22 protein-coding genes are annotated in these 25,348 nt (G+C 72.1%); 11 read left to right on the forward strand and 11 right to left on the reverse strand.

What is annotated here, in order from left to right:
- Window positions 1-63 precede the first annotated feature (63 nt).
- The 3 genes from ACQPZG_RS00685 to ACQPZG_RS00695 all read right to left on the reverse strand — a co-directional run bounded on the left by ACQPZG_RS00685 (window position 64) and on the right by ACQPZG_RS00695 (window position 4,311).
- The gene (locus tag ACQPZG_RS00685) at window positions 64-1,287 is read right to left on the reverse strand and encodes a beta-ketoacyl-[acyl-carrier-protein] synthase family protein (RefSeq protein WP_433543771.1); all 1,224 of its coding nucleotides are present in this window, start codon (window positions 1,285-1,287) and stop codon (window positions 64-66) included.
- Window positions 1,284-1,559: a phosphopantetheine-binding protein gene (locus ACQPZG_RS00690; RefSeq protein ID WP_433543772.1), complete on the reverse strand. Its 276-nt coding sequence runs from the start codon at window positions 1,557-1,559 to the stop codon at window positions 1,284-1,286. Before ACQPZG_RS00690 ends, ACQPZG_RS00685 begins: the two co-directional genes overlap by 4 nt.
- Window positions 1,560-2,460: 901 nt before the next feature.
- Window positions 2,461-4,311, reverse strand: a complete 1,851-nt coding sequence (locus ACQPZG_RS00695) for a hydroxysqualene dehydroxylase (RefSeq protein ID WP_433543773.1) — start codon at window positions 4,309-4,311, stop codon at window positions 2,461-2,463.
- A 480-nt stretch (window positions 4,312-4,791) separates the two neighbouring features.
- Here ACQPZG_RS00695 and ACQPZG_RS00700 point away from each other — a divergent pair, with 480 nt between their 5' ends.
- Window positions 4,792-5,595, forward strand: a complete 804-nt coding sequence (locus tag ACQPZG_RS00700; RefSeq protein ID WP_433543774.1) for a thioesterase II family protein — start codon at window positions 4,792-4,794, stop codon at window positions 5,593-5,595.
- Between the two features lie 11 nt (window positions 5,596-5,606).
- Window positions 5,607-7,193, forward strand: coding sequence for an MFS transporter (locus ACQPZG_RS00705; RefSeq protein ID WP_433543775.1), 1,587 nt, complete (start codon window positions 5,607-5,609; stop codon window positions 7,191-7,193).
- A gap of 323 nt (window positions 7,194-7,516) precedes the next feature.
- Here ACQPZG_RS00705 and ACQPZG_RS00710 read toward each other — a convergent pair whose 3' ends face one another.
- The gene (locus ACQPZG_RS00710) at window positions 7,517-9,241 is read right to left on the reverse strand and encodes an ABC transporter ATP-binding protein (protein ID WP_433544577.1); all 1,725 of its coding nucleotides are present in this window, start codon (window positions 9,239-9,241) and stop codon (window positions 7,517-7,519) included.
- Window positions 9,242-9,333: 92 nt separating this feature from the next.
- Here ACQPZG_RS00710 and ACQPZG_RS00715 point away from each other — a divergent pair, with 92 nt between their 5' ends.
- Both ACQPZG_RS00715 and ACQPZG_RS00720 read left to right on the forward strand, forming a co-directional pair.
- A complete protein-coding gene (locus tag ACQPZG_RS00715; RefSeq protein ID WP_433543776.1) occupies window positions 9,334-9,912 on the forward strand; it encodes a TetR/AcrR family transcriptional regulator in 579 nt (192 codons plus the stop codon).
- 171 nt (window positions 9,913-10,083) lie between these two features.
- Window positions 10,084-10,647, forward strand: coding sequence for a GNAT family N-acetyltransferase (locus tag ACQPZG_RS00720; protein ID WP_433543777.1), 564 nt, complete (start codon window positions 10,084-10,086; stop codon window positions 10,645-10,647).
- A gap of 49 nt (window positions 10,648-10,696) precedes the next feature.
- Here ACQPZG_RS00720 and ACQPZG_RS00725 read toward each other — a convergent pair whose 3' ends face one another.
- The 4 genes from ACQPZG_RS00725 to ACQPZG_RS00740 form a co-directional block, all read right to left on the reverse strand.
- Window positions 10,697-11,584 carry an alpha/beta fold hydrolase gene (locus tag ACQPZG_RS00725; RefSeq protein WP_433543778.1) on the reverse strand — a complete coding sequence of 296 codons (888 nt, stop codon included), beginning with the start codon at window positions 11,582-11,584 and terminating at the stop codon, window positions 10,697-10,699.
- A gap of 16 nt (window positions 11,585-11,600) precedes the next feature.
- On the reverse strand, window positions 11,601-12,833 hold the full coding sequence (locus ACQPZG_RS00730; RefSeq protein ID WP_433543779.1) for a beta-ketoacyl-[acyl-carrier-protein] synthase family protein: 1,233 nt from the start codon (window positions 12,831-12,833) through the stop codon (window positions 11,601-11,603).
- The gene (locus tag ACQPZG_RS00735; protein ID WP_433543780.1) at window positions 12,830-13,066 is read right to left on the reverse strand and encodes an acyl carrier protein; all 237 of its coding nucleotides are present in this window, start codon (window positions 13,064-13,066) and stop codon (window positions 12,830-12,832) included. The genes ACQPZG_RS00730 and ACQPZG_RS00735 overlap by 4 nt, the downstream gene beginning before the upstream one ends.
- Window positions 13,067-13,468: 402 nt before the next feature.
- Window positions 13,469-14,488 carry a DUF389 domain-containing protein gene (locus tag ACQPZG_RS00740; RefSeq protein WP_433543781.1) on the reverse strand — a complete coding sequence of 340 codons (1,020 nt, stop codon included), beginning with the start codon at window positions 14,486-14,488 and terminating at the stop codon, window positions 13,469-13,471.
- Between the two features lie 450 nt (window positions 14,489-14,938).
- Here ACQPZG_RS00740 and ACQPZG_RS00745 point away from each other — a divergent pair, with 450 nt between their 5' ends.
- The 4 genes from ACQPZG_RS00745 (at window position 14,939) to ACQPZG_RS00760 (ending at window position 18,224) form a co-directional block, all read left to right on the forward strand.
- The gene (locus ACQPZG_RS00745; protein WP_433543782.1) at window positions 14,939-15,337 is read left to right on the forward strand and encodes an SHOCT domain-containing protein; all 399 of its coding nucleotides are present in this window, start codon (window positions 14,939-14,941) and stop codon (window positions 15,335-15,337) included.
- Window positions 15,338-15,502: 165 nt separating this feature from the next.
- Entirely contained in the window at window positions 15,503-15,934 is a 432-nt protein-coding gene (locus tag ACQPZG_RS00750; protein WP_433543783.1) for a hypothetical protein, read from the forward strand.
- 240 nt (window positions 15,935-16,174) lie between these two features.
- Window positions 16,175-16,717: a potassium channel family protein gene (locus ACQPZG_RS00755; RefSeq protein WP_433543784.1), complete on the forward strand. Its 543-nt coding sequence runs from the start codon at window positions 16,175-16,177 to the stop codon at window positions 16,715-16,717.
- Between the two features lie 166 nt (window positions 16,718-16,883).
- Window positions 16,884-18,224 carry a chloride channel protein gene (locus ACQPZG_RS00760; protein ID WP_433543785.1) on the forward strand — a complete coding sequence of 447 codons (1,341 nt, stop codon included), beginning with the start codon at window positions 16,884-16,886 and terminating at the stop codon, window positions 18,222-18,224.
- A 51-nt stretch (window positions 18,225-18,275) separates the two neighbouring features.
- Here ACQPZG_RS00760 and ACQPZG_RS00765 read toward each other — a convergent pair whose 3' ends face one another.
- From ACQPZG_RS00765 to lpdA, 3 genes are all read right to left on the reverse strand, one after another.
- Entirely contained in the window at window positions 18,276-18,515 is a 240-nt protein-coding gene (locus ACQPZG_RS00765; RefSeq protein ID WP_433543786.1) for a hypothetical protein, read from the reverse strand.
- Window positions 18,512-19,039, reverse strand: a complete 528-nt coding sequence (locus ACQPZG_RS00770; RefSeq protein WP_433543787.1) for a metallophosphoesterase family protein — start codon at window positions 19,037-19,039, stop codon at window positions 18,512-18,514. The genes ACQPZG_RS00765 and ACQPZG_RS00770 overlap by 4 nt, the downstream gene beginning before the upstream one ends.
- A gap of 224 nt (window positions 19,040-19,263) precedes the next feature.
- Complete coding sequence (gene lpdA, locus ACQPZG_RS00775) at window positions 19,264-20,667, reverse strand: dihydrolipoyl dehydrogenase (RefSeq protein WP_433543788.1); 1,404 nt, start codon at window positions 20,665-20,667, stop codon at window positions 19,264-19,266.
- 816 nt (window positions 20,668-21,483) lie between these two features.
- Between lpdA and ACQPZG_RS00780 the strand changes: the two genes are divergently transcribed.
- The 3 genes from ACQPZG_RS00780 (at window position 21,484) to ACQPZG_RS00790 (ending at window position 25,182) form a co-directional block, all read left to right on the forward strand.
- A complete protein-coding gene (locus tag ACQPZG_RS00780) occupies window positions 21,484-22,353 on the forward strand; it encodes an alpha/beta fold hydrolase (protein ID WP_433543789.1) in 870 nt (289 codons plus the stop codon).
- A 496-nt stretch (window positions 22,354-22,849) separates the two neighbouring features.
- Window positions 22,850-24,193 carry an MFS transporter gene (locus tag ACQPZG_RS00785; RefSeq protein WP_433543790.1) on the forward strand — a complete coding sequence of 448 codons (1,344 nt, stop codon included), beginning with the start codon at window positions 22,850-22,852 and terminating at the stop codon, window positions 24,191-24,193.
- A gap of 434 nt (window positions 24,194-24,627) precedes the next feature.
- On the forward strand, window positions 24,628-25,182 hold the full coding sequence (locus ACQPZG_RS00790) for a GNAT family N-acetyltransferase (RefSeq protein ID WP_433543791.1): 555 nt from the start codon (window positions 24,628-24,630) through the stop codon (window positions 25,180-25,182).
- Window positions 25,183-25,348 lie beyond the last annotated feature (166 nt).

Raw genomic sequence — 25,348 nt, forward strand, 5'->3', positions numbered from 1 at the left:
TGTCCGGCCGCAGCGCCGCTGGCGGCCAACAGGAACGCTCAAGCGCGCGTCCCGCGGCCCCGGTCACGCGCTGGTGAGGATGAGGGCGGCGTTCTGGCCGCCGAACCCGCTGGAGGTACTGAGGGCCGCGCTCATGCGGGTGGGGCGCGGGGCCTTGTGGACGACGTCGAGGTCCATGGCGGGGTCGGGAGTGTCGTAGTTGGCGGTGGGCGGGATGATCTGGTGTTCCAGTGCCAGGACGGTGGCTGCGGCTTCGATGGCTCCGGCTCCGCCGACGGCGTGCCCGAGGACACTCTTGAGGGCGGTGACGGGTGCGGGGCGCGGGAAGACGGTGCGGAACGCGCGGTCCTCGGCCGCGTCGTTGTGGGGGGTGGAGGTGCCGTGCGCGTTGAGGTGATCGATGTCCTGGGGGCCCATGCCGGCGTCGTCCAGTGCGGACCGGACGGCTTGGGCGAGGCCGCGGCCGTCGGGGGCGGGGGCGGTGAAGTGGTGGGCGTCGCAGGACGCCCCGTAGCCGGCGAGCAGGGCTCTGGCCGGGGCGTGGCGGGCGCGGGCGTGCGCGGCGCGTTCGAGGACCAGGACGGCGGAGCCTTCGCCGAGGACGAACCCGTCGCGGTCGCGGTCGAAGGGCCGGGAGGCGTGGGCGGGGTCGTGACGCCGCCGGGAGAGTGCGCCCATCTGCGCGAAGCAGGCCGCAGGGACGCGGAAGCACATGGATTCGGCACCGCCGGCGATGGCGATGTCACAACTGTGGGAGCGCAGCAGGTCGCGGGCGAGGCCCAGTGCGGTGGTGCCGGAGGCGCAGGCGGTGCTGACGACGAAGTTGGGACCCTGGGCGCCCAGGTCGAGGGCGAGTTCCCCGGCGACCATGTTCGGCACACTGCGGGGCAGCGCGAGAGCGGACACCTTGTCGGGCCGACCGGAACCGAGGTGGCCGAACTCGCGTTCGTAGTGCTGGAAACTGCCGGTGCCCACACCCATGACCACGGCGACCCGGGGGGCGGTCCAGGCACCCGGGTCGAGACGGGCGTCGGCGACGGCTTCGCGGGCGGCGACCAAGGCCATCTGGGTGGCGCGGTCCAGGCGCCAGGCGAGTCGTTTGCCCAGCAGCTCCTGGGGGTCGAACCCGGGGACCCGGCAGGAGAAGTCCTGCCGCAGCCCCGCCAGTTGGGGGTCGGTGGCCGCGGTGGACATGCCGGTGAGCAGGGACTGCCAGGTGGCCGGTGCGCCGATGCCGCCGGCGGTCACCATGCCGAGCCCGGTGACGGCGATGGCGTCGCGTGTCATGCGGTGGTGCCTGCCGTCGTGGGGACGGGTTCTCCTGCGTCCTGGGAGGCGTTCAGCTGGTCGATGACAGCGGCGGCCTCGGCCAGGGTGGACGAGGCGGAGAGGCTCTCGGGACGTTGTCCGGTGCGCTCCTCCAGGATGAGGACGAGTTCGAGCAGCGACAGGGAGTCCAGGTCGAGGTCCTCGAACGTCGCCTCGGGGTCTACCAGGTCTGCGTCGACGCCGAGGGATTCGGTGAGCACTTCGACGAGCACGGGGTAGCTGGCGGACATGGCGGTGCCTCCTGAATGTGGGGTGGGGGGGACGGTGGGGTCAGGCCGCGACGGGGATCGTGATGTCCGGGCCGGGACTTGCCCGGAGGTGGTCCGCGCCGAGGACGGCAGGCGGTGCGAGGGCCGCGCTCGCGGCGGCGTCGGTCCGGGTACGGGCGTGCTCACGGCGCGGTCGGGCGGGCGGCATCGCCCCCGTGACGCTCCGGGTGCGGATCTGCTCGATCGTGCCCGGGATCTCCTGCCGGATCTCCTCAACGAGGGACTTCCGCGGCCGGGGGCGGAATTCCTCCCTCGCGTCCAGGGCCCGGCGCAGCGGTGTCGCTGTGGGGTGGGATGACGTGGAAGGCGTCGGCCGGGCCGGTGGGCGGCTGTTCCGTCCTGTGCGCGATGACGTCGGCCGCGTACTCGACCTGCACGTCGTGGGTGGTCGCGTCGGTGCGGCCGGGCAGCAGTGCCCGGACGCGGTCGCCAAACGCCCCCGTGGCGAGTCGCGCTCTCCTCGGTACGGGACGGCGGCCGGTTCCCCGCGGGCCGGCGGCCGGGCCGGCGGAGGGAAGCCGAGGAAGCCGGTCTCGCCCGTGAGCAGATGCCTCACACGCACTCCTTCAGGGCCGCAACTGTGCACGGTGGTGCTTCACGTTCGCCGGGCGTCGATCGCCGACCACCTTCCTCCGCCCCTCCCCGACGTTGAAGGAACCACGCCGGTCGTCCCCCGGATGCCCCGCCGCGCTTCCGCAGGCGTGCGCCGCGCCGCAGTGACGGGCCGCGCGTGCGCGTGCGGTCGCGGCGTGTCCGGTGCGGCGCCTGCCTGCGGGCCGGCCGGGCACGCGCGTGCGGTGACGTACGCCGTGGCCGCCGGACGCGACGGCGCGAGCGCCCCGCGCCTCCACCAGGAGGGCTGTCACCGGACGTCGAGCACGTGGGGCAGACCTCTTTCGTACCGGCTCTTGTCCTGGGCCTGCAGGGGCTGGAGTTCCGGTGGGCGGTGGAGGTTCCACACCGTGCAGCGGGGGCTCGGGGAACGGTCCGCGTCCAGTAGGGCGTTCACCGCGCGTCGCGCGGACTCGTTGGCTCCTTCCATGGTCGCGAGGTCCATGTCGGTGGCCACGTAGTCGCCGGCGAGGAAGAAGGAGGGGACCGCTGTGATGTGGGAGGGCCGGTCGTACAGCGTGCCGGTGGGGTGGACGAGCAGCTGTTCGCGGTTGGTGGGCGAGGGCCCGCCCAGTCCTCGGACCGCCGGGTCCAGGAACCAGCTGTGGATGTCCGAATCCCTGAGGGTCTGCCGTCCGGTGTCGTTCAGACCTGCTTTGAGTTGCGCCCACACCTCGCGCACCACCTCGTCGCGGGTGCACCGGATGGCAGGCTTGCCGTAGAGGATGCCCGGTTCGTCCCACTGGGACACGCATACGGACAGACAGTCCACCGCCTGCCCGTCCCCGTATCGGGCGGCGAAGTCGCGGTTCTTCCAGAACTGGGCCTGGTGGATGGTGGTGAGTGCCCACGGCGAGTCCACGTGGTTGGTGTGGCCGTGGACGAGGCGTGTACGGGTGCGCAGGTAGAACTGCACGCCCACCATCCAGTCCGTGCGCAGCCGGTCGCAGCGCGCCAGTTGCGGGTCGGCGGCCCGAAGTGCCCTGCCCCAGGTGGCTCGTGCGTGTTCGACCGGCAGGGCACTGAGGTAGTGATCGGCCACTACGGTGCGCGAGGTGTCGTGCGCACGGTCGCGCACCCGCACCCCCTTGATCCGGCCCGCCTCGTACAGCACCTGCTGGACCTCGGTGTTCATGACGAAGTGCACGCCGAGGCGGCGCAGATGGTGCTCCCAGGGGTCGATCCATGCCTCGTTCGTGGGGGCGTTCAGGACACGGTCCGGCTCGCCGTCGTGCCCCTGGGCGAGGATGTTGTACACGAATGCCTGCAGGACGCGCCCTACGGTCCTGGTGCTGGCCATCTCGGCCTTGGTGGCGACGATGTTGCGGGTGAGGCCCACCCCGAGCAGGTGCTGGTAGTCGCGGGACATGCGGTCGGCCGCGATGAAGTCCCACCACGGCAGCCTTTCCCACTGCTGGACGCGGCGCTCCTCGCAACTGGTGAGGAAGACCAGCACGCGGTTCGTGAAGTAGGCCAGTTCGGTGGGCGGCAGATGCAGCGAGGTGTCGAGGACGCCCACCACCGTGTCCAGCAGCTTCCGCGGCAGGAGGGACTGCAGAGGGGGCGGTTTGAGCACGGTCCGGAAAGGCAGGCGCAGGTCGGGCCGCCCGCCGTCGCGGACGAAGAGTTCCTCCGTGGCGGCGACGAGATTGCCGTGCACGCCCGTGGCGCTTCCCCGGTACGGAATGCGCCGCAGGGTGTCCGGCAGATTGCGGTAGAAGCCCGGAAAGAACCGGAAGCCGTGCTCCCCGGGCAGCGGACCGCGCCCGCCGCGCCCCGATCCGGGGACGGGCATGCTCCGCGCCTTGCCGCCCAGCGCGTCGTGGTACTCGTACACGGTGACGGCATAGCCCCGCTCGGCCAGTTCCTGGGCGGCGCTCAGGCCGGAGACGCCTCCGCCCAGCACGGCGACCGAGCGATCTCCCCGTCCGGCGGCCCTCACCGCGGCCGACGCCCGGGAGGCACGGCCCGTCGATGACAGGGCGGCCCCGCTCGCGACCACGCCGCCCGCGGCCAGGATCCGACGCCGTGCGGGCCCGGGGCGGGGCTCGCTCCGTGCCGTTCGGCCACCCTCACGTTTTGCACCTTCTGCACCAGTCATGTCCGGACAACGATCTTCCCGCACTCTGGTCACCGCCCGCCCGCGAACCTCGAAGGCGCAGGTCGGGCGCGGGACGGGCGGTGGGGGCGACGACGAGGAGGGTGCCGGACGCAGTCCGCGGGGGCGGTCGCACCACCGGTCGGCCGGTGCAGGGGGCCGTGGGTTCCCGGCCCGCCCGCGCGGCGTTCCCGTCCTGTCCGGCGGGATCCCGACGCACGTCCCGCGGTGCACGACGCACGCCCCGCAGTGCCGGACGGGCGTGCCGGTTGCCCCTTCCCTGTGGCCCGTGCGGGTGACCTGGGGCCGGGCCACCCGAGGAGGGGAGCGCCTGAGCTGAAAGGGTGTCAGGACACGCCAGACGTGGCGCCCGGGGGAGCCTGCGGGCTGTTCTCGTACCCGTTCGGCCTCGGGCGCCGGTCGGTACTGATCGCGGCTCCGGCGGGTTGTCGCCCGCCGGTGGCCCTAACGGAAGGCGACCGCATGAGGTGGGAAAGGACCGGCTCCCAGGCCGCGTCGGTGGCGGCGGTGGAGCGGACGGTGCTGGCCACGGCGCCAGGGGCCGCGGTGCGGCTGTACTGTCTGCCGCCTGCCGGTGCGGGACCGGAGTTCTTCCAGGGGTGGGCAGGACACCTGCCTGCCGGCGTCGAGTTGTGCTCCCTCTCGCTGCCCGGCCGTGGCGAGCGGCGGAACGAGCCCTCGCTGACCGATGCGGAGTGCCTCAGTGCGCGGATCGCCGCCGTGGTGGACGACTGGGCCGATCCGCGCCCGTTCGCCCTGTTCGGTCACAGTGTCGGTGCGCTGCTGGCCTTCGAGACGACACGGCATCTGCGCCGCAGGCGGGGGCGGCTTCCCGTTCTGCTGGGGCTTTCGGCGCTCGCGGCCCCTCACCTGAACGCCTACACCGCCGCCCTGCCGTCCTGTCTGACGACGGGGCTGGACGGGCTCGCGAATCTGGTCGGCGGTCCCATCCCGCAGCATCTGGTGGACGACCCGCAGCTGATGGCCGCCGCGTGCACTCCGCTTCTCGCCGACGCCTTGTTGCTGCTGCAGTACCGGCACCGGACGGAAGAGCCTCTGGACGTTCCGCTGGCGCTGTTCGGCGGGACGCAGGACCCCCTGACGCCACTGGCGGACCTGCGGGCCTGGAACGATCTGGTGACGGTGCCCGCCGAACCGCGCCTGTTCCCCGGCGCGCACATGTACCCGGCGCAGGAGGTGGCGGGGCTCGCGGGGGAAGTGGTCCGATGTCTCGATGCCGTGGCTCCCATGGCGGCCCTGGCATGAGGCTGGGACGCGTGACGAGGCCGACGACCCCGGGCGCCCGGGCGGCGGCTGCCGCCGTGGTGTGCCTGGGTCTGTTTCTGCTGGGGATGGATCTGACGGTCCTGAACGTGGCCCTGCCGGGCCTCCAGCAGGACCTGGACGCTTCGTCGGCCCAGGTGCAGTGGATCGTCGACGCGTACGCGCTGGTGCTGGGCGGCACGGTGCTGGCGGTGGGGGCGTTCACCGACTCGTGGGGCCGACGGCGCTCGTTCGTCTGCGGGTTGACGGTCTGCGCGGTGGCCTCGGTCTGCGGTGCGCTGGCATCCCAGCCGGAGCAGGCGATCGCCGCGCGCTGCCTGCTGGGCGCGGGGGCCGCCCTGCTGATGCCGGCGACCCTGGCGGTCCTGCACGACCTCTTCCCCGAGCCCGCTCTGCGGCGCCGGGCCATCGCCGCGTGGGCCGCCGTGGGCGGTCTGGGCGGGGTCTGCGGGCCGGTGATCGGCGGCTGGCTGGTGGAGCAGTCCTCCTGGCGTGCCGGGTTCTGGGTCAATCTCCCGCTCGCCGTGCTCGCCGTCGTCCTCGCCCTGGCTCTCGTGCCCGAGTCGCGCGCGGCCCGCCCCTCGGCGTTCGACGTCCCCGGGGCCGTGCTGTCGAGCCTGGGCCTCACGGCACTGGTGTGGGCCGTCATCGAAAGCCCCCACCGGGGATGGACCAGCGGCTGGGTGCTGAGCGCCTTCGCCTGTTCCCTCGTGCTGCTGGCCGCGTTCCTCCTGCGTCAGTCACGCGCCCGGGAGCCGATGCTGCCGCTGCCGGTACTGGCGCTGCCGCGCGTCGGCGTGGGGGCCGGGTCGCTGGCGGTGGTGGCTTTCGCCGCGTTCGGCTCCCTGTTCGTGCTCACGCTCTATCTGCAGGGCGTCCTTGGATACTCACCGCTGGAGGCCGGAGTACGCACGCTTCCCCTGCCCGCCGGACTGGCGGTCGGCGCCGCGATGTCCCTGCCCCTGCAGGCGCGCCGCGGCCAGAAGGCCCCGATCGTGTGGGGGTTGCTGGTCGTGTCGTCGAGTTTCGTCGTCCTGGCAGGAACCACTGCGGACTCCGGGTACGGGCGCTGCGCGCTCTTCCAGCTGGTCATCGGCGTCGGCTCGGGTCTGGTGGGCGCGGCGGCGACGGAATCGGTCATGGGTGCCGTACCCGGGCAGAAGACGGGGCTGGGCTCGGCGATCAACGATGCCACCCGGCAGATCGGCTCCGCTCTCGGCGTGGCGGTACAAGGAGCGATCGTCACCGCCGTGTTCACCTCGCAGTTCAGCGCCTCGCTGGCGCAGCGTGGCGCGTCCGGTGACCTGCTGACGGTGGCCGATCGCAGCATGCTCGCGGTGCCGGGGGTCGCCGCACGCCTCGGGCCGCCGGAACGCGAGGTCGTGATGGCTGCCGCCCGGGAGGCCTTCACCGACGCGTTGACGGTCACCGCCGTCGTGGCGGGCACCGTCACCCTCATGGTGTCCGTGGCAGCGGCACGGTGGATGCCCGCTGCCGTGGACGGACCGGACCAGGAGGCGCACGCGCGGGAGGGCGTGGGTGGAGGGGTGCCGGATGCGGTGGGCGGAGTGCGGATCTGACCGGCGGTGGGAAGGCACGGACGGGACGCCGGAGCTGATCCCGTATCGCTGGTGCTTTGCCCGCCGCCCGGGGTCCGGAGTCCCGGATCCGGGGCAGGGGTCCGGGGTCCGGGGTCCGAGGCAGGGGTCCGGGGCCCGGGGCCCGGGGCAGGGGTCCGGGGCCTCCGGTCCGGGGCCTCCCCGACGGTCCGACGGGGCTCCGAGGGGCCGGAGGCCCTCGGTGGTCCGGGCCTCCGGGGGCCAGTGGGCGGCCCTCGTCCCCTGTCGTCAAGCCGCCGGCGCGGCACCCCGCCGCGCCGGCCGTCGGTATCGAGGGCCCCCGCTCAGGCCGACGGCACTCCGTCCGCGATCCGCAGCGCCTCCACCAGGTCGCGGTAGAGGTCGTCGCCCGCGAGCAGTTCCGCGTGGGTGCCGCGGGCCCGGATCCGGCCCGATTCCATCACCACGATGGTGTCCGCGTCGATCACCGTGGACAGCCGGTGTGCGATGGTCACCACCGTGGCCTGCTGCGACCGCGCGCGGATGCAGTCGTGCACCGCGGCCTCGGTGAGCGCGTCGAGCTGTGCGGTGGCCTCGTCCAGCAGCAGCACGTCGGGACGCCGCAGCAGCGCCCGTGCCAGCGCGATGCGCTGCCGTTCGCCGCCGGAGACCGCGGCCGACGACAGTTGCGTGTCGAGGCCGTCGTCCAGTCCGGCCACCTTCTGCGTCAGCCGCACGTCGGCGAGCGCCCGGTGCAGTTCTTCCTCGGTCGCGTCGGGACGGGAGATGAGGAGGTTGTCGCGGATGGTGCCGGGCACCACGGGGGTGTCCTGCTCGACGTACGCCAGCCGGGAGCGGATCGCGGCGTGGCCGTACCGTGCGTACGGGACGCCGTCCAGGAACAGCGCCCCCTCCTGCGGCTCCAGGAAGCGCAGCAGCAAGGACAGGACCGTGGTCTTGCCGGCGCCCGACGGGCCGACGATCGCGATGTGCCCTTGCCGCGGCAGGGCCAGGTCCATCCCATGCACCGCCGGTTCCAGGCCGGGTCCGTACGCCGCGGTGACACCCCGCAGCTCCAGTACCGGACCAGCCGCCGTGTGCGCCGCAGGCACCGGCGCGTGCGGGGCCTGCGACTCCCTCTCCAGCGCGTCCACCGCGCGGATCCGCTCCGCGGCGGCGAGGCCGGACTGCAGCGAGGTCAGGTTCTGCGACAGCTCCGTGATCGGCTCCATCAGCCCGAAGGCGTACAGGAGGAAGGCGATCAGACCGGAGACCTCCAGCTGTCCCTCGCCGACCCGCCACGCGCCGACGCCGAGGATGAGGATCACCGCGAGCTGGATCCCGGTCCAGGCGATGGTCCACACGGCGGCTTCGAGTCGCACGGCGCGGATGCCGTAACGCGCGGACTCCTTCGCGTCCCTGCCGATCCGCTCCGCCTGCCGTTCCTCGGCACCGCTCGCCTTGACCGTCCGGATCGCGCGCAGCGCGCCCTCCAGCGTGCCGCCGACCCGCCCGACGTGCTCCTGCGCCCGCTCCTGCGCCTTGGCGATCTTCGGCATCAGCGCGCCGAACAGCACGACGACCAGCACGACGGACGCCACCGTCGTACCGAGCAGCACCAGGTCCAGGACCGCCATCAGCGCCAGCGTGCCGAGCAGCATCACCACGCCGTTGATCAGCCCGATCACACTGGACGAAGCGGCCTCGCGCAGCAGCACCGTGTCCGACACCGCCCTCGTCACCAGCTCGCCCGGCGGCCGCTTGGTGATCGCGGGCACGGTGGCGTGGAAGAACCGCCGCACCATCGTCTCCCGCGCTTCGAGCACCACCTTCTCGCCGAGCGTGCCCAGCAGGATCCACTGGACGCAGTAGAGCACCGCGCCGAGGACGAGCAGCACCAGCAGCGCGACCACGGGCCCGCGCAGCGAGCCGCCGCCGCCGAGCGCGTCGAGTACCGCCTTGGTGACCATCGGCGTGGCGAGACCCAGCGCGGACGCGGCCAGCGCGAGGAGCAGGCCGATCCCCAGGGCCCGACGGTGCGGTGCGGCGAAGGACCAGAGGATCCGCAGACTTTCCGGAGCAATCATGTTCCCCAGTGGAACATCACTGTTCCATAGCGGTCAAGTGCGTTTCATTCCGGCACCGCGCTACGGTGTGCGGCATGGAGAGCCCCGCAAGCAGCAGCCCCACGAGCGGGCCGCGTGGCCGCACCCGCCGCGCGATCCTCGACGCCGCCGCCACCGTGCTGGCCCAGAACCAGGCGGCCTCGCTCGCCGATGTGGCGGCGGCGGCGGAGGTGGGCCGTACGACCGTGCACCGCTACTTCCCGGAACGCTCCGACCTGCTGCGCGCGCTCGGCGTCGACGTGCTGGACAAGGTGGCGGCGGCCACCGTACGGGCCCGGACCGAGGACGGCCCGGCGATGGCCGCGCTGGAGCGGCTGGGCCAGGAACTCTTCGAACTCGGCGAGAGCCTCACCCTGGTCTTCGACGAGTCGCTCGCCGGGACGTGGAAGTGGGAGGGGTGGGAGGACGAGACCGAGGCGGACCGCGCCCTGGCCCGCCTCATCGACCGCGGCCACGCGGAGGGCGCCTTCGACACCGGGCTCGACCAGGACTGGATCGTCCAGGTGCTGTGGTCGCTGCTGTACGTGGCCTGGCAGCGCGGCCGCGACGGCGGCACGAAGCACGAGGCGCTGACGCTGTGTCTGCGGACGCTGCGGAAGTCAGTGACCTCGTAAGGGAGTTGCGGAGGCGGAGCGGATCGCCGCGGGAACGGCCGCTGTCTCGCCGCCTCGCCCGGCTGGTCGGAGCCCGTCGCCCGGATGGCCGGGCCGCTGCACCCCGACCGTCCTGGCGAGGCGCCGCTGTCGCCGTGATCGGTTCAGGGCCGTGCTGCGTATGATCCGTCGATGAACGCTCCCGTCATGCTCCAGGCCGCCCCGACGCCCGCCGCTCCCGCTCTCCTCCTCCGCCCCTGGTGCGCGCAGGACGCCGCCGGGCTGGTCGAGGTGTACCGGGATCCCGTGCTGAGGCGATGGGCGGTCTCCCATGTGGACAACGAGGACGAGGCACGGGAATGGGTGCGGGACCAGGAGCGGAGTTGGGCGGCGGGCGACCGGTTCGCCTTCGCGGTCCTGGAAACGGCCCCCGAGGTGCCGCCGCTGCTGGTGGGCAACGTGGTGCTCAAGGAGGTCGCATCCGGCAGGCCGTCCGCCGAAGTCGGCTACTGGACGGCCGCACGGGCCCGCGGGCGGGGCGTCGCCTCACGCGCCCTGAACGCCCTCACCGCCTGGTCCTTCGAGACCTTCCGCGCGGACGGACTGGAGCGCCTGGAACTCCTCCACCAGGTCGACAACTCGGCCTCCTGCCGCGTCGCCGAGAAGAACGGCTACCGGTTCGACGCGATCCTGCCGTCGGCGCCGCCGGCCTACCCGCTCGACGGTCACCTGCACATACGGCACGCAGCCGCCTGACCCCACCCGCCGCCGCCCGCGAACGCCCGCAGCGAGACGTCGTGTGCTGTCAGCCCGGACTGGGCGCACTGCCCGACGGGACGAGGTGCAGCGCAGCGGCGCGCGGATGGGCCGGCGTCTCGGTGAGGAAGGACTCGATCAAAGAGGTGGCGGCGTCGGCGCGTTCCATGAGGAGCATGTGGTCGCAGTCGGGAAGGGTCACGAAGTGGCTGCCCTCGATCGTCGACGCGAAGGCGCGCTGCTCGTCCGGCGTGGAGACGGAGTCGTGTTCACCGGCGAAGACCAGGGTGGGCACGCCCGTCAGACCGCCGGTGAGGGCGACGCGCGAACCGAAGGCACGGTCCAGGACGTCCTCGGACATCGGCTTGCGGAGCGTGCGCAGCAGGGAGCGCCGGAAGTAGCGCAGCGCGAGGTCCTGACGGTGGATGTGGCGGTTCTCGTCCAGGCAGAACATCTCCGCGGCGAGACCTGCGACGAAGCCCTCCTTGTCGCCGGCGTCCAGCAGTCGGCGGGCCTGTGCGAACCGGGCGAGCTGCGCCTCACTGATCCGGGCGGGGACGCCTCCGAGGAGGAGGCGGGCACAGCGTTCGGGGTGGCGCTGGGCGTACCTGAAGGCGAAGACCGAGCCGTAGGAGTAGCCGTAGAGATTGACGCGCGGCACGCACAGATCGTCGATGACCGCTGCCAGCGCCGCGTCCAGGACGTCGATGGTGTGCTCGGGCCGCAGCCAGTCCGAGTCGCCCGCGCCGGGCAGGTCGACGGTGACCAGGCCCGCGACCTCGGTGACCGCGTCCTCCAACTGGGGCCAGTCGTACATTCTTTGGAACGCGCCGCCGAGCACGACGAGCGGCTCGTACTGCGGCGCGGACGGCTGCACCCGCCGGTAGGCGAACTCCAGCCCGTCCACGGTCAAGGTACGGACGGTTTCCTTGAGCACGTCATGTTCCTTCACGTCAGGCCCGGGTGAGGACGAGTACGGCGTTGTGCCCGCCGAAGCCGAGCGAGGACGATGCCGCGCACTCCAGCCGTGCGGGGCGGGCGGCCCCGGCCACCACCTCCATGGGCACGCCCGGGTCCTGCACGTCCAGGTTCACCGTCGGGGGGATCAGCTGCTCCTCCAGGGCGAGGGCGGTCAGGGCGGCCTCGATGCCGCCGGCAGCGCCCAGGGTGTGGCCGGTCATGGCCTTGGTGGAGGTGACGAGCGGCCGGTCGCCGAAGACGCGGTACAGGGCGGCGCTCTCGACGAGGTCGTTGAGGACGGTCGAGGTGCCGTGCGCGTTCACGTGGCCGACGTCGCGCGGGGCGAGGCCGGCATCGGCCAGCGCGGTACGCAGTGCCGACTCGACGCCGGTCCCCTTCTCGTCGGGGGCGACCGGGGAGTAGGCGTCGTTGGACGACCCGTACCCCGCCAGCCGGGCCCGGACCGCGGCTCCCCGCGCTCGGGCGTGTTCCTCGTTCTCCAGTACGAGCAGCCCGGCTCCCTCGCCGGTGACGAAGCCGTCCCGGTCGACGTCGAACGGCCGGCAGGCAGCGGCCGGGTCGTCCACCCGGGTGGACAGGGCCCTCATCTGACAGGTGCTGGCGTACACCAGGCGCGAACGCAGGGACTCCGCCCCGCCGGCGACCGCGATGTCGCAGCGCCCGGCACGCAGCCAGCCCAGCGCGGTGCCGATCGCGTCGGTGCCCGAGGCACAGGCCGTACTGACCGCCAAACTCGGCCCGCGGGCGCCCAGGTCCTGGCAGACACTGCCGGCGGCGTTGCTGTTCACGCTCAGCGGCGCGACCTTCGGCGCGACCCTGCGGGCGCCGCGTGCGGTGAGGACGGCCTGCTGCTCGTCGTAGTAGTCGAGGCCGCCGTGGGCCGTACCCACGACGACGGCGACGCGGGCGCCGTCCCAGGTGTGCGGGTCGAGTCCCGCGTCGGCCACGGCTTCCCGGGCCGCGATCACCGCCAGCTGGGCGAAGCGGCTCGTGAGCCGTGCCGTCGCACCCAGGTGCGCGTCGAGGTCGAGCCCTTCGACCGTGTACATGAAGTCGCAGGGCAGGTCCCGCAGCGTGTCCGGACGGCGCACCGAGGAAGGGGCGGTGGCCGAAGTGACCTCGACCCAGGTCTGTTTGGCAGTGTGGCCCGCGGCGGTCACCATGCCGATCCCCGTCACCGCAACCGCGCCGGCCGCCGCCCTCATGCCACCGCTGCCTTCTCGCACACGGTGGCGAGCAACTGCCCCACGGTGCTCCGGGACGTCAGGGGCGCGTCCTCCAGATCGAGGGACAGCTCGTCCTCAAGCACCAGCCGGAACTCCTCCAGGGCGAGAGAGTCGATCTTCAGGCGGTACAGCGGCACGTCGGGAAGCACGGAGTCAGGGGGAAGCCGGAACATTCCGGTAAGCAGGACGGTGACATGCTCCGCAGTGTCCATCGACTGATGCTCCTTGCTCGACGCCGATCGGAAAACCTCTCGTGGAGAAACGTCGGCTCGCACACGAGGTAGCGCCGGGCAGGCAGGGAGAACCCGTTCGGATGACCGAACTGTTCACAGTGGAGTCGACCGTTCGTACGGGGGCGCCGTTCCCCTTCCCGCCTTGATCGCCACATGTCCGCTGGTCAGGCACCGGTCAGGGCCCGGGGGCGGCCGGGCGGGCGCGGTCGCGGGTCCGGGGACCGGGGCGAGCGGGTCGCACAGCCGGAAGGCGCCCGCCGGCCTTCCGGCGAAGCCGGAGGGCGCGCCCAGGACGTACGCCGGGCCGGGCAGCGCGAGGACCAGGCCGCGCAGCGGCGCCCCGACGAGCAGGGCACGGGCCGCCGCGGCAGGCGCCCTGGCTCAACTGCGTCCCGCAGCGCGTACGGTGCAGTCCTCCGTGCCCGCCGGGCACCAGTGGGTGCGGCCGCCGACCAGGTGGAGTTCAAGGTCGGCGTCCGCCATGCCGTTCCGGTCCAGGGCGGCGCGCAGCGCGGTGGGCGCCGGTTGGGGCGGCAGGCCGAGCACACTGACGACGACGATGCCGTTACGGGCCTGCACGGAGGCGATCCGCCACTCGCCGGTGGTCGCCCACTCCTCGGCGACCGGTCGGGCGTCGGCGGCGAGCGCCCGGTCGCGGGCGACGCTCACCGTGCCCGTGGTGAGCGGCACCGCCACCAGCAGTACGACCGCGACCACCGCGGCCAGGGTGCGCCCGTGGAAGTGCCCCACGGTCAGGCCCGACTCCTGTGCCGTGCGCCGCACCCCGTAGACCAGGAAGACGATGGTCCCGGTGGCCACGATGGCGGCCACGTTGGTCGCGAACAGCAGCGCCGACTCACCGGCGTCGTGGTAGCGGCCGACCGTCAGGAGCAGCCCGGTCACGGAGAGGGGCGGCACGAGGGAGATGGCGATGGCGACACCCGGCAGCGTGTCCGAGATGTCGGCGCGGACGAGCGCGAAGGCGCCGACGGTTCCCGTGGCCAGAGCGCCGAGGAGATCGATGAGCCGAGGGCTGATCCGCGAGGAGACCTGACCGTTGGAGGCGAAGTCGTCCGGTGGGGCGGCGATCCAACCGAGCAGCATTCCCAGTGCCACCACGGCGAGCGCCCCGCCGGTCACGAGGGCAGCGCAGCGCAGCACCTGCGACCGGTCGGCGAGGACCAGCGCCAGCGCGCTCCCCAGGATCGGCGTCATGAGGGGTGCGACGATCATCGCGCCGATGACGGTCGCGACGGAGTCGCCCACCACGCCCGCGCCCGCGATGATCCCGGCCAGCACGAGCAGCCCCCAGAACCGCGTCGAGCTCGGGCTGCGCACCGAACGCTCGATGAACAGGGTGTCGGTCATACGGCGTGCGGCGACGACGTCCACTGAGGCCATGCCCGGTCTTCCTTTCCGAGGAACTGCGCGACTGCCGACCGGAACGGCGCACAGGGTCCGATGCCGACGACCGTGGTGACGGACGGCAGGGCGCGCCGTACTTCCTCGTCGGCGGCGATGACTCCGGACCCGGCGGCCGGGGCGGACGGCGCCGGACACCGCGCCTCCCGGGCGGCAGCACGCGGTGAAGCACTTCGCCCCTTTCCGGCCGGTGCTTCCCGCACAGCTTCACCACCGGCCGGATCCTGCGCCATGCGGGGCGGCGCCGACGCCGCACGGCCTCTTTCCGAACTCGCCGGATCCGATGGGTCTTTCGGGCCCGCTGACCCGTCGGATCCGACCGGCCCTTCGGGCCTGTTCCTCTCGGAATGCGCGGCCGAAATGCACGGGCGATACTTCGGTACGCCGCTTGTCCCGCGACCGACGACCGGAAACCGGAAAGAGGAAGTCATGGAAAACTACCCGCTCCTGGATCTCTTTCTCACGATGATGTACTTCTTCCTCTGGATCATGTGGCTCTTCCTGCTGTTCCGGGTGGTCATGGACATCTTCCGCGATGACGACCTGAGCGGCTGGGGCAAGGCCGGATGGCTCGTCTTCTGCATCGTCCTGCCGTTCCTCGGAGTGCTCGTCTATGTGATCGCGCGCGGTCGTGGCATGGGCCGACGCGACGTCAAGCAGGCGAAGGAGGCAGAGGAGGCGCTCCAGGACTACATCCGCAGGACGGCCGCCGACGCGAGGGCGGGGACGAGCGGTCCCGACGATCTGACCAAGCTCTCCGACCTGCACCGGTCCGGAGTTCTGTCCGACGACGAGTTCGACAGGGCGAAGAGCAAATTGCTCGCCTGACCGACGCCGAGCGAAAAGGCCCCCGCGGAATCGGTTCACTGTTTCCGGGACCGCGCAACACGGGCGGTCCGCGCGGGTGGGAAAACGTGGGGCGAATGCGGAGCCTGCTGACGTCTGGCAGGTTGTCGAGCGAGTGAGTTCTCATCGGGAAAAGGAAGGTCACCCATGAAGCGTGTTCTGGTCCCTGCCGCGGTTTCTCTCGCGGCGGTTCTCTCGCTGGCTTCGTGCTCGGACAACGACGCGAGTCCGAAGGAAGAGGGAACGAAGGCCGCCTCGGAGCTCTGCACCGATCTGTCGGAGCTCAGGGCGGACCAGGCCAAGCTCGCCGCCCTCGACCCGGCTTCCGCCACGAAGGACCAGGTGAAGGAAGCCTACGAGGCCGTCCAGGACGACTGGAAGGACGTCTCCGAGTCTCTGGGGGACCTCGACGAGGCCAAGAGGAACGGCCTGCGGTCCGCTGCGGACGATCTGAAGAAGGCGTACGAGGACCTCCCGGGCGACACCAGCGGCAAGGACGCCCTGTCCAAGGTGAAGCCGCAGATCCAGAAGCTCGGCACGACCGTCCAGGAGTCGTCGCGCAGCGTCAACTGCACCTAGTTCCCCGCGGCTGTGCACCTAGTTCCTCGCGGCTGCGCGGCAACAGGCTCGCACCGACCGGCGGACACAGGAGCCCCGGCAGCGTCCGGGCCGCCGTGGACGGAGTCGTCGTGGTGACCGTCGCCGTCCCGGACCTTGCCCGGGACGGCGACGTGCGGGCGGGCGGTGCGGTGGGGTGCGGGGCGGGGCAGGGGGCCGTTGAACGGGTGCCGGACGATCAGGAATGGCGGTCTCGCTGACGTGACGGGCAATTCGCGGGAGCCCGCATCCGGTTGGCGGCGTCCGACGTTTCTCGTGGTCGCGGCGGCCGTCATGGTGACGGCGTACTTCTTTCTCCCGCTGCATCTCTTCGGACCGCACCGGCCGGTCCTGAGCTGGACCGTCGTGGTGTGCGGTCTCGCGTTGGTCGCGGCGGGACTCCTCGTGCAGATCCAGGACGTCATGACCGGCCGCGGCGGCACCCGGCCCGCCTGCCTCATCGCAGGTCTGATGTGCCTGACGATGCTGCTGTTCTCGGCCGCCTACTTCGTACTGGCGCGGGACCAGCAGGAGTTCACCGGGCTGCGCACCCGGGTGGACGCCCTGTACTTCACCGTGGTCACCCTCGCCACGATCGGGTACGGAGACATCACCCCGAGCGGCCAGACGGCACGGGTGATGACGATGCTCCAGGTTCTCTACAGCTTCGTGTTCCTCACCGCCGGCGCCACCGCGATCACCCGCCACCTCCGTGTGCAGATGCTGCATCGCAGGGACAGGCGTTCCGGGGGCCAGCGGAGCTGAGGCGGCCGACGACCCGTTCGGCCCACCCACGCGGGCCCCTCGCACGGTGCTCGCGTTGGATGGGTGCCATGGTCGCTTGTGCAGGGTGCCGGGGAAGGCGCACGCGGGGCAGGACGTCCGGGGGAGACCTCGGCGGAGCGTACTGCCGTGCCGGAGCGGGTGACGGATGACGGCCGCCGGCCCCGCCTCGTCGCCCGCGACGGAGGCGGAGCACACCGACGACGCGCACCGGCTCATGCTCAGCGGCCGTTACCTCCGCCTGCTGCTCCTGTCCGTTCTGCTCGGTGCCCCCATCGCCGTTGCCTGCTTCTTCTTCGTCGGCCTGCAGCACTGGCTGCAACACGAGGTCTGGACGTCGCTGCCCGCGGCCCTGGGGTACGAACAAGCTCCCTGGTGGTGGCCGCTTCCCGCGCTGGCCCTCGCCGGCCTGATCCTCGCCCCGATCGTCAGTCGCTTCCCCGGCCGCGGCGGGCATCTGCCGGTCGATGGGCTCGGTGGGGCGCCCATCGGGCCGCGTGTGCTGCCGGGGGTCGTCGTGGCGGCACTGGCCACGCTGCCGCTCGGCGTGGTGCTCGGGCCGGAGGCCCCGCTGATGGCAGTGGGCAGTGCGCTCGCCCTTCTCGCCCTGCGCCGCTTCCGGGGCGCGAGCGACCCGCGGACCGCGACCCTCGTCGCGACCGTCGGCTCCACCGCCGCCATCTCCACGATCCTGGGCGGACCGCTCGTGGCCGCCCTCCTCGTCGTCGAAGCGGCCGGACTCGCCGGTGTGCGCCTTGCCGTCCTCCTGCTGCCCTGCCTCGCCGCGAGCGCCGCCGGAGCCGTCGTCTTCGCGGCCCTCGGGACGTGGACCGGCCTGCCCACCGGAGGGCTCGCACTGCCGGCGGTGCCGCCCGCCGCCCCGCCGGACGCGGGCGACTTCCTGTGGGGCGTCCCCCTCGCCGCGCTCATCGCGTGCGCCGTGGCCCTCACCCGCCGCTTCGGCAGGCGCGTGGGCCGGTGGACATGCGACCGTCGCACCGCCCGGCGCACGGGGATCTGCGCCGTCGCGGTGGGCGTCTGCCTCAGCGCGTACGCACTGATCACCGGCCGCTCCCCCGGTGAGGCCGCGCTCTCCGGCCAGGAGACGCTCGGCGAACTCGCGGCACAGCCCGGAGCGTGGCCGGTGACGGCACTGCTCGCACTGGTCGTCTGCAAGGGGCTCGCCTGGAGCATCAGCCTCGGGAGCCTGCGCGGTGGACCGATCTTCCCGGCGCTGCTGCTCGGCGCCGCGGCCGCCCTCGCCTGTGCCGCGCTCCCCGGCCTCGGTACGGCGCCGGCCCTCGCCCTCGGCATCTGTGCCGCGTCGACGGCGATCACGGGACTGCCGCTGTGCAGTGCGGTGCTGACCGTACTGCTGCTGGGCGCCGACGCGCACGAGCAGATGCCGCTCGTCGCGATCACTGCCGTGGTGGCGCACCTGGCGGCGACGTGCGTGAACGGCCGCGCCCGGCAGAGCGGTGAGCCCTGACCGGCGAGGACCGGAGCACGGCCGCGATGCGGTTGCCCATGCCGGGGCTCGTCAGGCGCGAGAGGGAGGGTGACGGCGCGTCAGGCAGCCGGGCGCCGTGATCGCGCTCGGCTCGATGGCTGCGTGCGAGCTCCGGATCATCCGCATGTGGTCGTACGCCACCTCGCACACCCGCTCCGGCGGCAGCGCCACGTCCGGCAGGCCGGTCCATCCCTCCTCGTGCTGATGGTCCGGCGGTACTTGCATGGCCTCGGCCCGGTCGGCGGCCCGCTCGCCGGCCATGCCGCTCACCGAGGTTCCGCACGCGCACGCGAGGTGCGGGGTGGCAACCGGTGCAGGCGGACGTCGAGAAGTCGGCCGTCCGACACCTCGGCGGTCATGTACGTGCAGTGGGGCTGTCGCCGCCTGTCGGTGGGCGAGCCGGGGTTCAGCAGCCGCAATCCGCCGGGCGCGACGGTGTCCCACGGAATGTGGCTGTGACCGAACACCAGCACGTCCAGGTCCGGGAACCGGTCGGCACAGCGCCGCTCCCGGCCCTGCGCGGCCCCCGTCTCGTGCACGACACCGAAGCGGAGCCCACCGCACTCCGCACGCGCCACCTCGTCGAGCCGGGCCCGCAGCTCCGGTCCGTCGTTGTTGCCGTGGACGGCGACCAGACGCCGGGCACGGGCCTGGAACACGTCCAGTGTCGCCACGTCCACCCAGTCCCCGGCGTGGAAGACGACATCGGCCCGGTCCATCTCGGCGAGCAGAGCGGAGGGCAACTCCCGGGCCCGCTTGGGCACGTGGGTGTCCGTCGTCAGCAACAGGCGCACGACCCGCTCCCGTTCCTTCGCTCGGTGGCGCTCGGTGGCGCTCGGTGGTGCACGGCGTACCGGCCGTCGGGTACGCCGTGCGTCATCGTACGTTCCACCGCGCAGGTGCACGTCGACGACCTGCCGCGAAGCGACCGCGTCGTTCCGCCGCGAGTGCGGAAGACGGTGAACGGGCCCGGAGACCGCCCGGAACCGCTCACCGGAGGATCAGGCAATGCGCCGGATCAGAAATTGATCATGTGCCCGGCGAGCCCGTGCACCGCCTCCTTGACCGCCTCGCCCAGCGTCGGGTGCGCGTGCACGTTGCGCGCGACCTCGTGGACGGTGAGGTCCCACTGCTGGGCCAGCGTCAGCTCGGGCAGCAGCTCGGTGACGTCGGGGCCGATCAGGTGCGCGCCGATGATCTCGCCGTGCGTGTCGTCGCTGATGAGCTTCACGAAGCCCGTCGCGTCGCCGAGTCCGTGCGCCTTGCCGTTGGCGGTGAAGGGGAACTTGGCGACCTTGACGTCGAAACCCTTCTCCCTTGCCTGGGCCTCGGTCCAGCCGAAGCTGGCGATCTGCGGCTGGCAGTAGGTCGCGCGCGGGATCATCGGATAGTCGAGTTCCATCGTCTCGGCGTCCGCGAGCGTCTCGGCCGCGACGACGCCCATGGCCTCGGCGGTGTGCGCGAGCATCAGCTTGGCGGTGACGTCGCCGATGGCGTAGATGTGCGGCACCGAGGTGCGGCAGCGCCCGTCGACGTCGATGGCCCCGCGTTCGGTGACGGCGACTCCGGTCGCCTCCAGCCCGTAACCCGTGACGTTCGGTGCGAAACCGATCGCCTGGAGGACCTTGTCGGCCTCCAGCACCTTCTGCGCACCGTCCTTCCCGGAGACCGTCACCTTGACCTGCGCACCGGACTCGTCGATCGACTCCACGCGGGTGGAGGTGAGCACCTCGATGCCCAACTTGCGGTACTGGCGAGCGAGTTCGGCCGAAACGTCCGCGTCTTCGAGCGGGGCGACACGGTCCAGGAACTCGACGACGGTGACCTTCACGCCGTAGTTGTGCAGGACGTACGCGAACTCGATGCCGATCGCACCCGCGCCCGCGATGACGACGGACCGCGGAACGTCCTCGGCGAGGATCTGCTCCTCGTACGTCACGACGCGGTCGCTGCGCTTCGTGCCCGGCAGCAGCTTCGGGGTGGCGCCCGTCGCGATGACGCAGTTCTCGAAGGTGATCTGCTGCGTGGTGCCGTCGGGCCCTGCGACCTGGAGGGTGTGCGCGTCGAGGAAGGTGCCCCGGCCGTCGAACTCGGTGATGCCGTTCTTCTTCATCAGGTAGTGGACGCCCTTGACCCGGCCGTCCGCGACCCGGCGGCTGCGCCGGAACGCCTCGCCGTAGTCGAAGGACACCGTGCCGTCGACCTTGATGCCGAAGGTCTTGGCCTCGTGGGCGAAGAGGTGCGCCAGTTCGGCGTTGCGCAGGAGCGCCTTGGTCGGGATGCAGCCGACGTTCAGACACACGCCGCCCCAGTACTTCTCCTCCACCACCGCGACCTTCTTGCCCAGTTGGGCGGCACGGACGGCGGCGACGTAACCACCGGGTCCCGCCCCGAGGACGACGACGTCGAAGCGCTCTTGCATGGAAGTTCCCCTCTGATCAACCAGTGTGTCGCACCAGGCCGGGCCGACGGGCCGCGACGCATGCCGCATCACGGGCCACGTCGCGCACCGCGCCACCTGCCGCGTGCAGTCCAACCGCCGCACCCCGAAGGCCATTCCGCGACGCCACGGCCGACTCGTACCGTACCGACAACCGGAACGGCGCCCGCAGCAGTGACCGACGGGGCAGGCGCCGCAAGGACTCCGGCGTACTAGCCTGGGGATTCCACGGCGGCGACGGGGGGCGGGGACGATGTCCTGGGCGACGACCAGATGCCAGTGTGGCGACGCACGTTTCCGGCACGGCGACCCCCGGTACGCGGGGTCCTGCAAGGACTGCGCATGCGCCGCGTTCGAGAATGCGCCGCCGCTGCCGCTCCCGCCGGAACCGCCGCAGGCGGAGCCCCTCGAACCGCACCCCTCCTGTCCCCTGCACAAACCCGACTGCAACGGCATGCATCCCACCATCGGCTGGTGAGGGACCGGGCGCGGGCCTTCGGCTCGGCCGGGGGCCCTGCTGCCCATCGGGACAGGCGAGACGGGTCCCGTCGAAGGCGCGGCGCGGCGGGGGCCTGCGGCTCGGCCGAGGCGCTCTGCGAACCACCGGGGCAGCCAAGACCGGCCCAATGCATGGCGCGCGCCTTCGGCTCGGCCGAGGCGCTCTGCGTACTGCCGGGGCAGCCAAGGCCGGCCCCGCGGAAGAAGACATGTCTCCCGGCGATTACTTTCGCCCCTGGCCGGGGTCTACCTTCCACAACCGCAGAGCCCCTCTCGCCAGCCCCCGATCAGGAGTCGACCATGACCTCACCCGAAACCCGCACCCTGTCCGTCGCCGGGGCCACCCTCACCTACGACGTGCGCCCCGGTAGCGGCGGGGAAGCCCCCCTGTTCCTGGTCGGCTCGCCGATGAGCGCGGCCGGGTTCGTCACGCTGGCCTCCCACTTCGCCGACCGTACGGTGCTCACGTACGACCCCCGGGGAGTCGACCGGAGCCCGCGCACCGACGGGGCGGCGGAGTCCTCTCCCGAGGAGCACGCCGAGGACCTGGCCAGGGTCATCGAGGCGGTCGGCGCCGAGTCCCTCGACGTCTTCGCGAGCAGCGGCGGTGCGGTCAACGCGCTGGCCCTGGTCGCCCGGCGCCCCGCCCTGGTCCGCACCCTCGTCGCGCACGAGCCGCCGATCGCGGCGGCCCTGCCGGACCGCGAGGCCGCCCTGCGCGTCTTCGCAGACATGCGCGAGACGTACCTCCGCGACGGGCTCGGGGCCGGAATGGCGAAGTTCATCGCGGCGGCGACGCACCAGGGCGAATTCCCGCAGGACTGGGCGGACGGACCCGCACCCGATCCGGCGGCCTTCGGCCTGCCGACGGAGGACGACGGTTCGCGCGACGACGCCCTGCTGGGCCAGAACCTGCGCCATTGCACGGGCTACGAGCCGGACTTCGCGGCGCTTCGAGCGGCCTCGACGCGCCTGGTGATCGCGGCGGGCCGGGAGTCCGAGCAGGAGATGACGGCGCGGGCGGCGGTGGGGGTGGCGGAGCGCCTGGGCCTCGCACCGACGTGGTTCCCGAGCCACCACGGCGGCTTCCTGGGCGGGGAGTTCGGCCAGGAGGGGCAGCCTGCGGAGTTCGCGAAGACGCTGCGCGCGGTGCTGGACGGAAAGGGCTGACCGGGCTTCGTATCCGCACGGGTCGTGCGGATACGCGACGGCGGGCCGCACTATCACCACGCTTCCGGGCCGTGAGGCGCGCCTGAGCAGCAGCGGTACCTGGGCGGGTGCCGAAGGTCAGGTGGCAGGAGGCAGATGCCCGAAGGTCAGGTGGCAGGCGGCCGAGGGTCAGGGAGCAGGTGGCAGGTGGCAGGTAGCAGGTAGCAGGTAGCAGGTAGCAGGTGGATCATCACCCTGGTGGCCGCTCCGGTAGCATCGGCTGCATGTCTGCTTCTTCGTGCGCGGCCTGTGCCGCGGTGACGAGGACGCTCCGCTAGCGGCGGGGCGTCTCTCTCACTTCCGTAGAACGTGTCGTCGCTTCGTGGTCGAACCGAAGCGGCACGTCGGTGCTGCTCGGAACTTCTTCTGAGCAACGGAGCACTTGGTGATTTCAGGCATTCTCTCTGCGTGCCGGGGCGGAACTTCCCCAATGCGTGCACGGCTTCTGCTGTGCTGCATGGCCATGCTGCAGTTCTTCGTCGCGGTCGACGTGACGGTGGTCAATGTCGCGCTGCCCTCGATCGGTGCCCACTTCGGCGTCGGCGGGCACGCGCTGACCTGGGTGGTGGTGGGGTACACCATTGCCGGTGGCGGGCTCTTGATGCTCGGTGGCCGGCTGAGCGATGTGCTCGGCAGGCGCCGCGTCCTTCTTCTCGGCACCACGGTCTTCGGTGCCGCTTCGCTGCTGGCCGGGCTCGCGCCCTCCTTCGCCCTGCTGGTGACCGCCCGGCTGTTGCAGGGGGTCGGTGAGGCGATCGCGCTGCCTGCTGCGATGGCGGTGATCGTGCTCGTGTTCCCTGAAGGGCCGCGCAGATCACGGGCGTTGAGCGTGTGGGCGGCCGTCGCGAGCTGTGGCCTCGTCCTCGGGTTCGTGGTCTCCGGGTTCCTCACCGAACTGCTCGGCTGGCGGTGGATCTTCCTCGTGTCCGTACCGTTCATCCTGGTCGTCCTCGGGGCAGCGATCCTTCTCGTGCCGGGCGAGCGCCCGACGGGATCGGGGTCGTTGGACCTTCGTGGTTCGTTGCTGCTGATCGCGGCGCCGCTGCTCTTCACCCTCGGCGTCATCGAGGCCGGCGGAGGAAACGACACGCCTGCCTGGCTACCGCCGGTGGCTCTGGCGGGCGCTGCTGCGGCGGGGGTCCTGTTCCTCAGGGTCGAGCGGCGCTCACGCGATCCGCTCGTGCCGCTCAGCTTCTTCCGCAACCGGCCCCGGATCCTGGCCAACCTCGCCACCGCCCTGGTCAGCGCGGCACTGTCCGCCTCGTTCGTACTGTTCACGTACTACCTCCAGGACCGGCTGGGTGCCGGCCCGCTCCAGGCGGGCCTGACGATGCTGCCCCTGGCGGTGTCCCTGATCGCGGCCTCGGTGCTGGTCCCGCGGGTGCTGGGACGGTGGGGTGCACGGGTCTGTGTCCTGGCCGGGATCTGCTGCACTGCTCTGGCGATGGCCGCCATCGCACTGGTCTCACACGTCGGGGCGGCCGGTCCGGCGATGATTCCGGCCATGGTGTTCATCGCCGCCGGGATGGGGCTCGGGATCGTCGGGTTGCAGTACGTCGCGGTCAGCGGTGTGACCGACGAGGACGCCGGCGTCGCTTCCGGCGTCCAGCGGGCCGCCGACCAACTGGGCGGCGCCACGGGAATCACGCTGTACGTCGGCGTCGGGTTCGCCCCGCCCTTGAGCGGCGCCGATCCCTTCCTCGCCAGCAGTTTCCTGGCCGTCGCCGGACTCGTCGTGGCCGGGCTCGTCACCTGTCGGATCTCGGTGCCCGCCGCCGGGCCGGAGGGATTGATCAGCTGACCTCGGACAGAGCTGCGCGTGTCCGGTCTTACGGCCGGGCGCGCGCGGCCTCGCCCGCAGTCCCCGCGCGCAGCCCGGGAGAGCAGGCCGCGACCGCAGGACGTTCGCTCCGCGCAGCCGCCGTCCGCCGACGGCTCCCGGACACCACCGGAGTTCGCCCAGCCTCCGTACCCGCTCCCGAGCACATGGCAGCCTCGGCACCTACGCCTCGGGCACATGGCGGCCCCGGCACCTACGCCCCGGGCACCTAACCGCACGGAAGCCACCACCCCCGAGCACACCGCAGACCCCACACCCACGCTCCCAAGCACCTGACCGCGCGAAGGCGCAACGGCGCATCCCCTGCGGCACGGCAGAGCTCGCGCCTTGCCGTCCGGGCTGCCGGCTGTGAAGCTTTCGGCTCCTGCTCCGTGTCCCGCTGTGGAGGCATTCCGATGATGACCTGGCGTCGGCTCGCCGAGCACGACTTCCCGTTGCTGAGGACGTGGTTGCAGCAGCCGCACGTGGCCCGTTGGTGGAACCACGAGACCTCGCTCGCGGCGGTGTCACGGGACTTCGGCCCCGCCACCAGGGGCGAGGAACCGTCGGAAGACCTTCTCGTCCACCTCGACGACGTCCCCATCGGCTTGGTTCAGCGCTGTCGGCTGTCCGACTACCCCGAATATCTGGCCGAGCTGGCCCCCCTGATCGACGTGCCCCCCGGAGCAATGAGCATCGACTACCTGATCGGTGAGCCGCAACAGGTCGGCCGGGGGCTCGGCACACAGATGATCCGAGCGGTCGTGCGGGCGACCTGGAACGACCACCTCGACGCGCCCTGCGTGCTGGTCCCGGTGTCGGCGGCCAACCGGGCCTCCTGGCGGGCGCTGGAGAAGGCCGGCCTGCGCCGGGTCGCCGAGGGCGAGCTGGAGCCGGACAACCCCGTCGACGACCGTGCCCACTATCTCTACCGAATCGACCGGCCGGGCACGGCGAGGGCCGGCGCGTAGCCGGAGCCGGTTCTCGGCCGACTGCCGTAGCACCGGCCTGCGTACCGGACACCCGAGGCCCCGCGCCCCGCGGAGGGCTCGGCCGCACGCGGACGCCCCGCACGCTCACGGGCCGAGGGGCTCTCGCAGTCGGCACGACTGCGACTGAGAACTTCAGTTGGCGGGT

Source organism: Streptomyces sp. CA-294286, assembly GCF_050947155.1.
GTDB lineage: Bacteria > Actinomycetota > Actinomycetes > Streptomycetales > Streptomycetaceae > Streptomyces.

What these genes read in the sequence shown, in the direction of transcription:
- ACQPZG_RS00735 (WP_433543780.1), bottom strand. Translation starts at nt 13,066, where the DNA reads ATGGACACTGCGGAGCATGTCACCGTCCTGCTTACCGGAATGTTCCGG.
- ACQPZG_RS00745 (WP_433543782.1), top strand. Translation starts at nt 14,939, where the DNA reads ATGGAAAACTACCCGCTCCTGGATCTCTTTCTCACGATGATGTACTTC.
- ACQPZG_RS00730 (WP_433543779.1), bottom strand. Translation starts at nt 12,833, where the DNA reads ATGAGGGCGGCGGCCGGCGCGGTTGCGGTGACGGGGATCGGCATGGTG.
- ACQPZG_RS00715 (WP_433543776.1), top strand. Translation starts at nt 9,334, where the DNA reads ATGGAGAGCCCCGCAAGCAGCAGCCCCACGAGCGGGCCGCGTGGCCGC.
- ACQPZG_RS00750 (WP_433543783.1), top strand. Translation starts at nt 15,503, where the DNA reads ATGAAGCGTGTTCTGGTCCCTGCCGCGGTTTCTCTCGCGGCGGTTCTC.
- ACQPZG_RS00785 (WP_433543790.1), top strand. Translation starts at nt 22,850, where the DNA reads ATGGCCATGCTGCAGTTCTTCGTCGCGGTCGACGTGACGGTGGTCAAT.
- ACQPZG_RS00720 (WP_433543777.1), top strand. Translation starts at nt 10,084, where the DNA reads ATGAACGCTCCCGTCATGCTCCAGGCCGCCCCGACGCCCGCCGCTCCC.
- ACQPZG_RS00740 (WP_433543781.1), bottom strand. Translation starts at nt 14,488, where the DNA reads ATGGCCTCAGTGGACGTCGTCGCCGCACGCCGTATGACCGACACCCTG.
- ACQPZG_RS00690 (WP_433543772.1), bottom strand. Translation starts at nt 1,559, where the DNA reads ATGTCCGCCAGCTACCCCGTGCTCGTCGAAGTGCTCACCGAATCCCTC.
- ACQPZG_RS00780 (WP_433543789.1), top strand. Translation starts at nt 21,484, where the DNA reads ATGACCTCACCCGAAACCCGCACCCTGTCCGTCGCCGGGGCCACCCTC.
- ACQPZG_RS00700 (WP_433543774.1), top strand. Translation starts at nt 4,792, where the DNA reads ATGAGGTGGGAAAGGACCGGCTCCCAGGCCGCGTCGGTGGCGGCGGTG.
- ACQPZG_RS00695 (WP_433543773.1), bottom strand. Translation starts at nt 4,311, where the DNA reads ATGACTGGTGCAGAAGGTGCAAAACGTGAGGGTGGCCGAACGGCACGG.
- ACQPZG_RS00790 (WP_433543791.1), top strand. Translation starts at nt 24,628, where the DNA reads ATGATGACCTGGCGTCGGCTCGCCGAGCACGACTTCCCGTTGCTGAGG.
- lpdA (WP_433543788.1), bottom strand. Translation starts at nt 20,667, where the DNA reads ATGCAAGAGCGCTTCGACGTCGTCGTCCTCGGGGCGGGACCCGGTGGT.
- ACQPZG_RS00685 (WP_433543771.1), bottom strand. Translation starts at nt 1,287, where the DNA reads ATGACACGCGACGCCATCGCCGTCACCGGGCTCGGCATGGTGACCGCC.
- ACQPZG_RS00760 (WP_433543785.1), top strand. Translation starts at nt 16,884, where the DNA reads ATGACGGCCGCCGGCCCCGCCTCGTCGCCCGCGACGGAGGCGGAGCAC.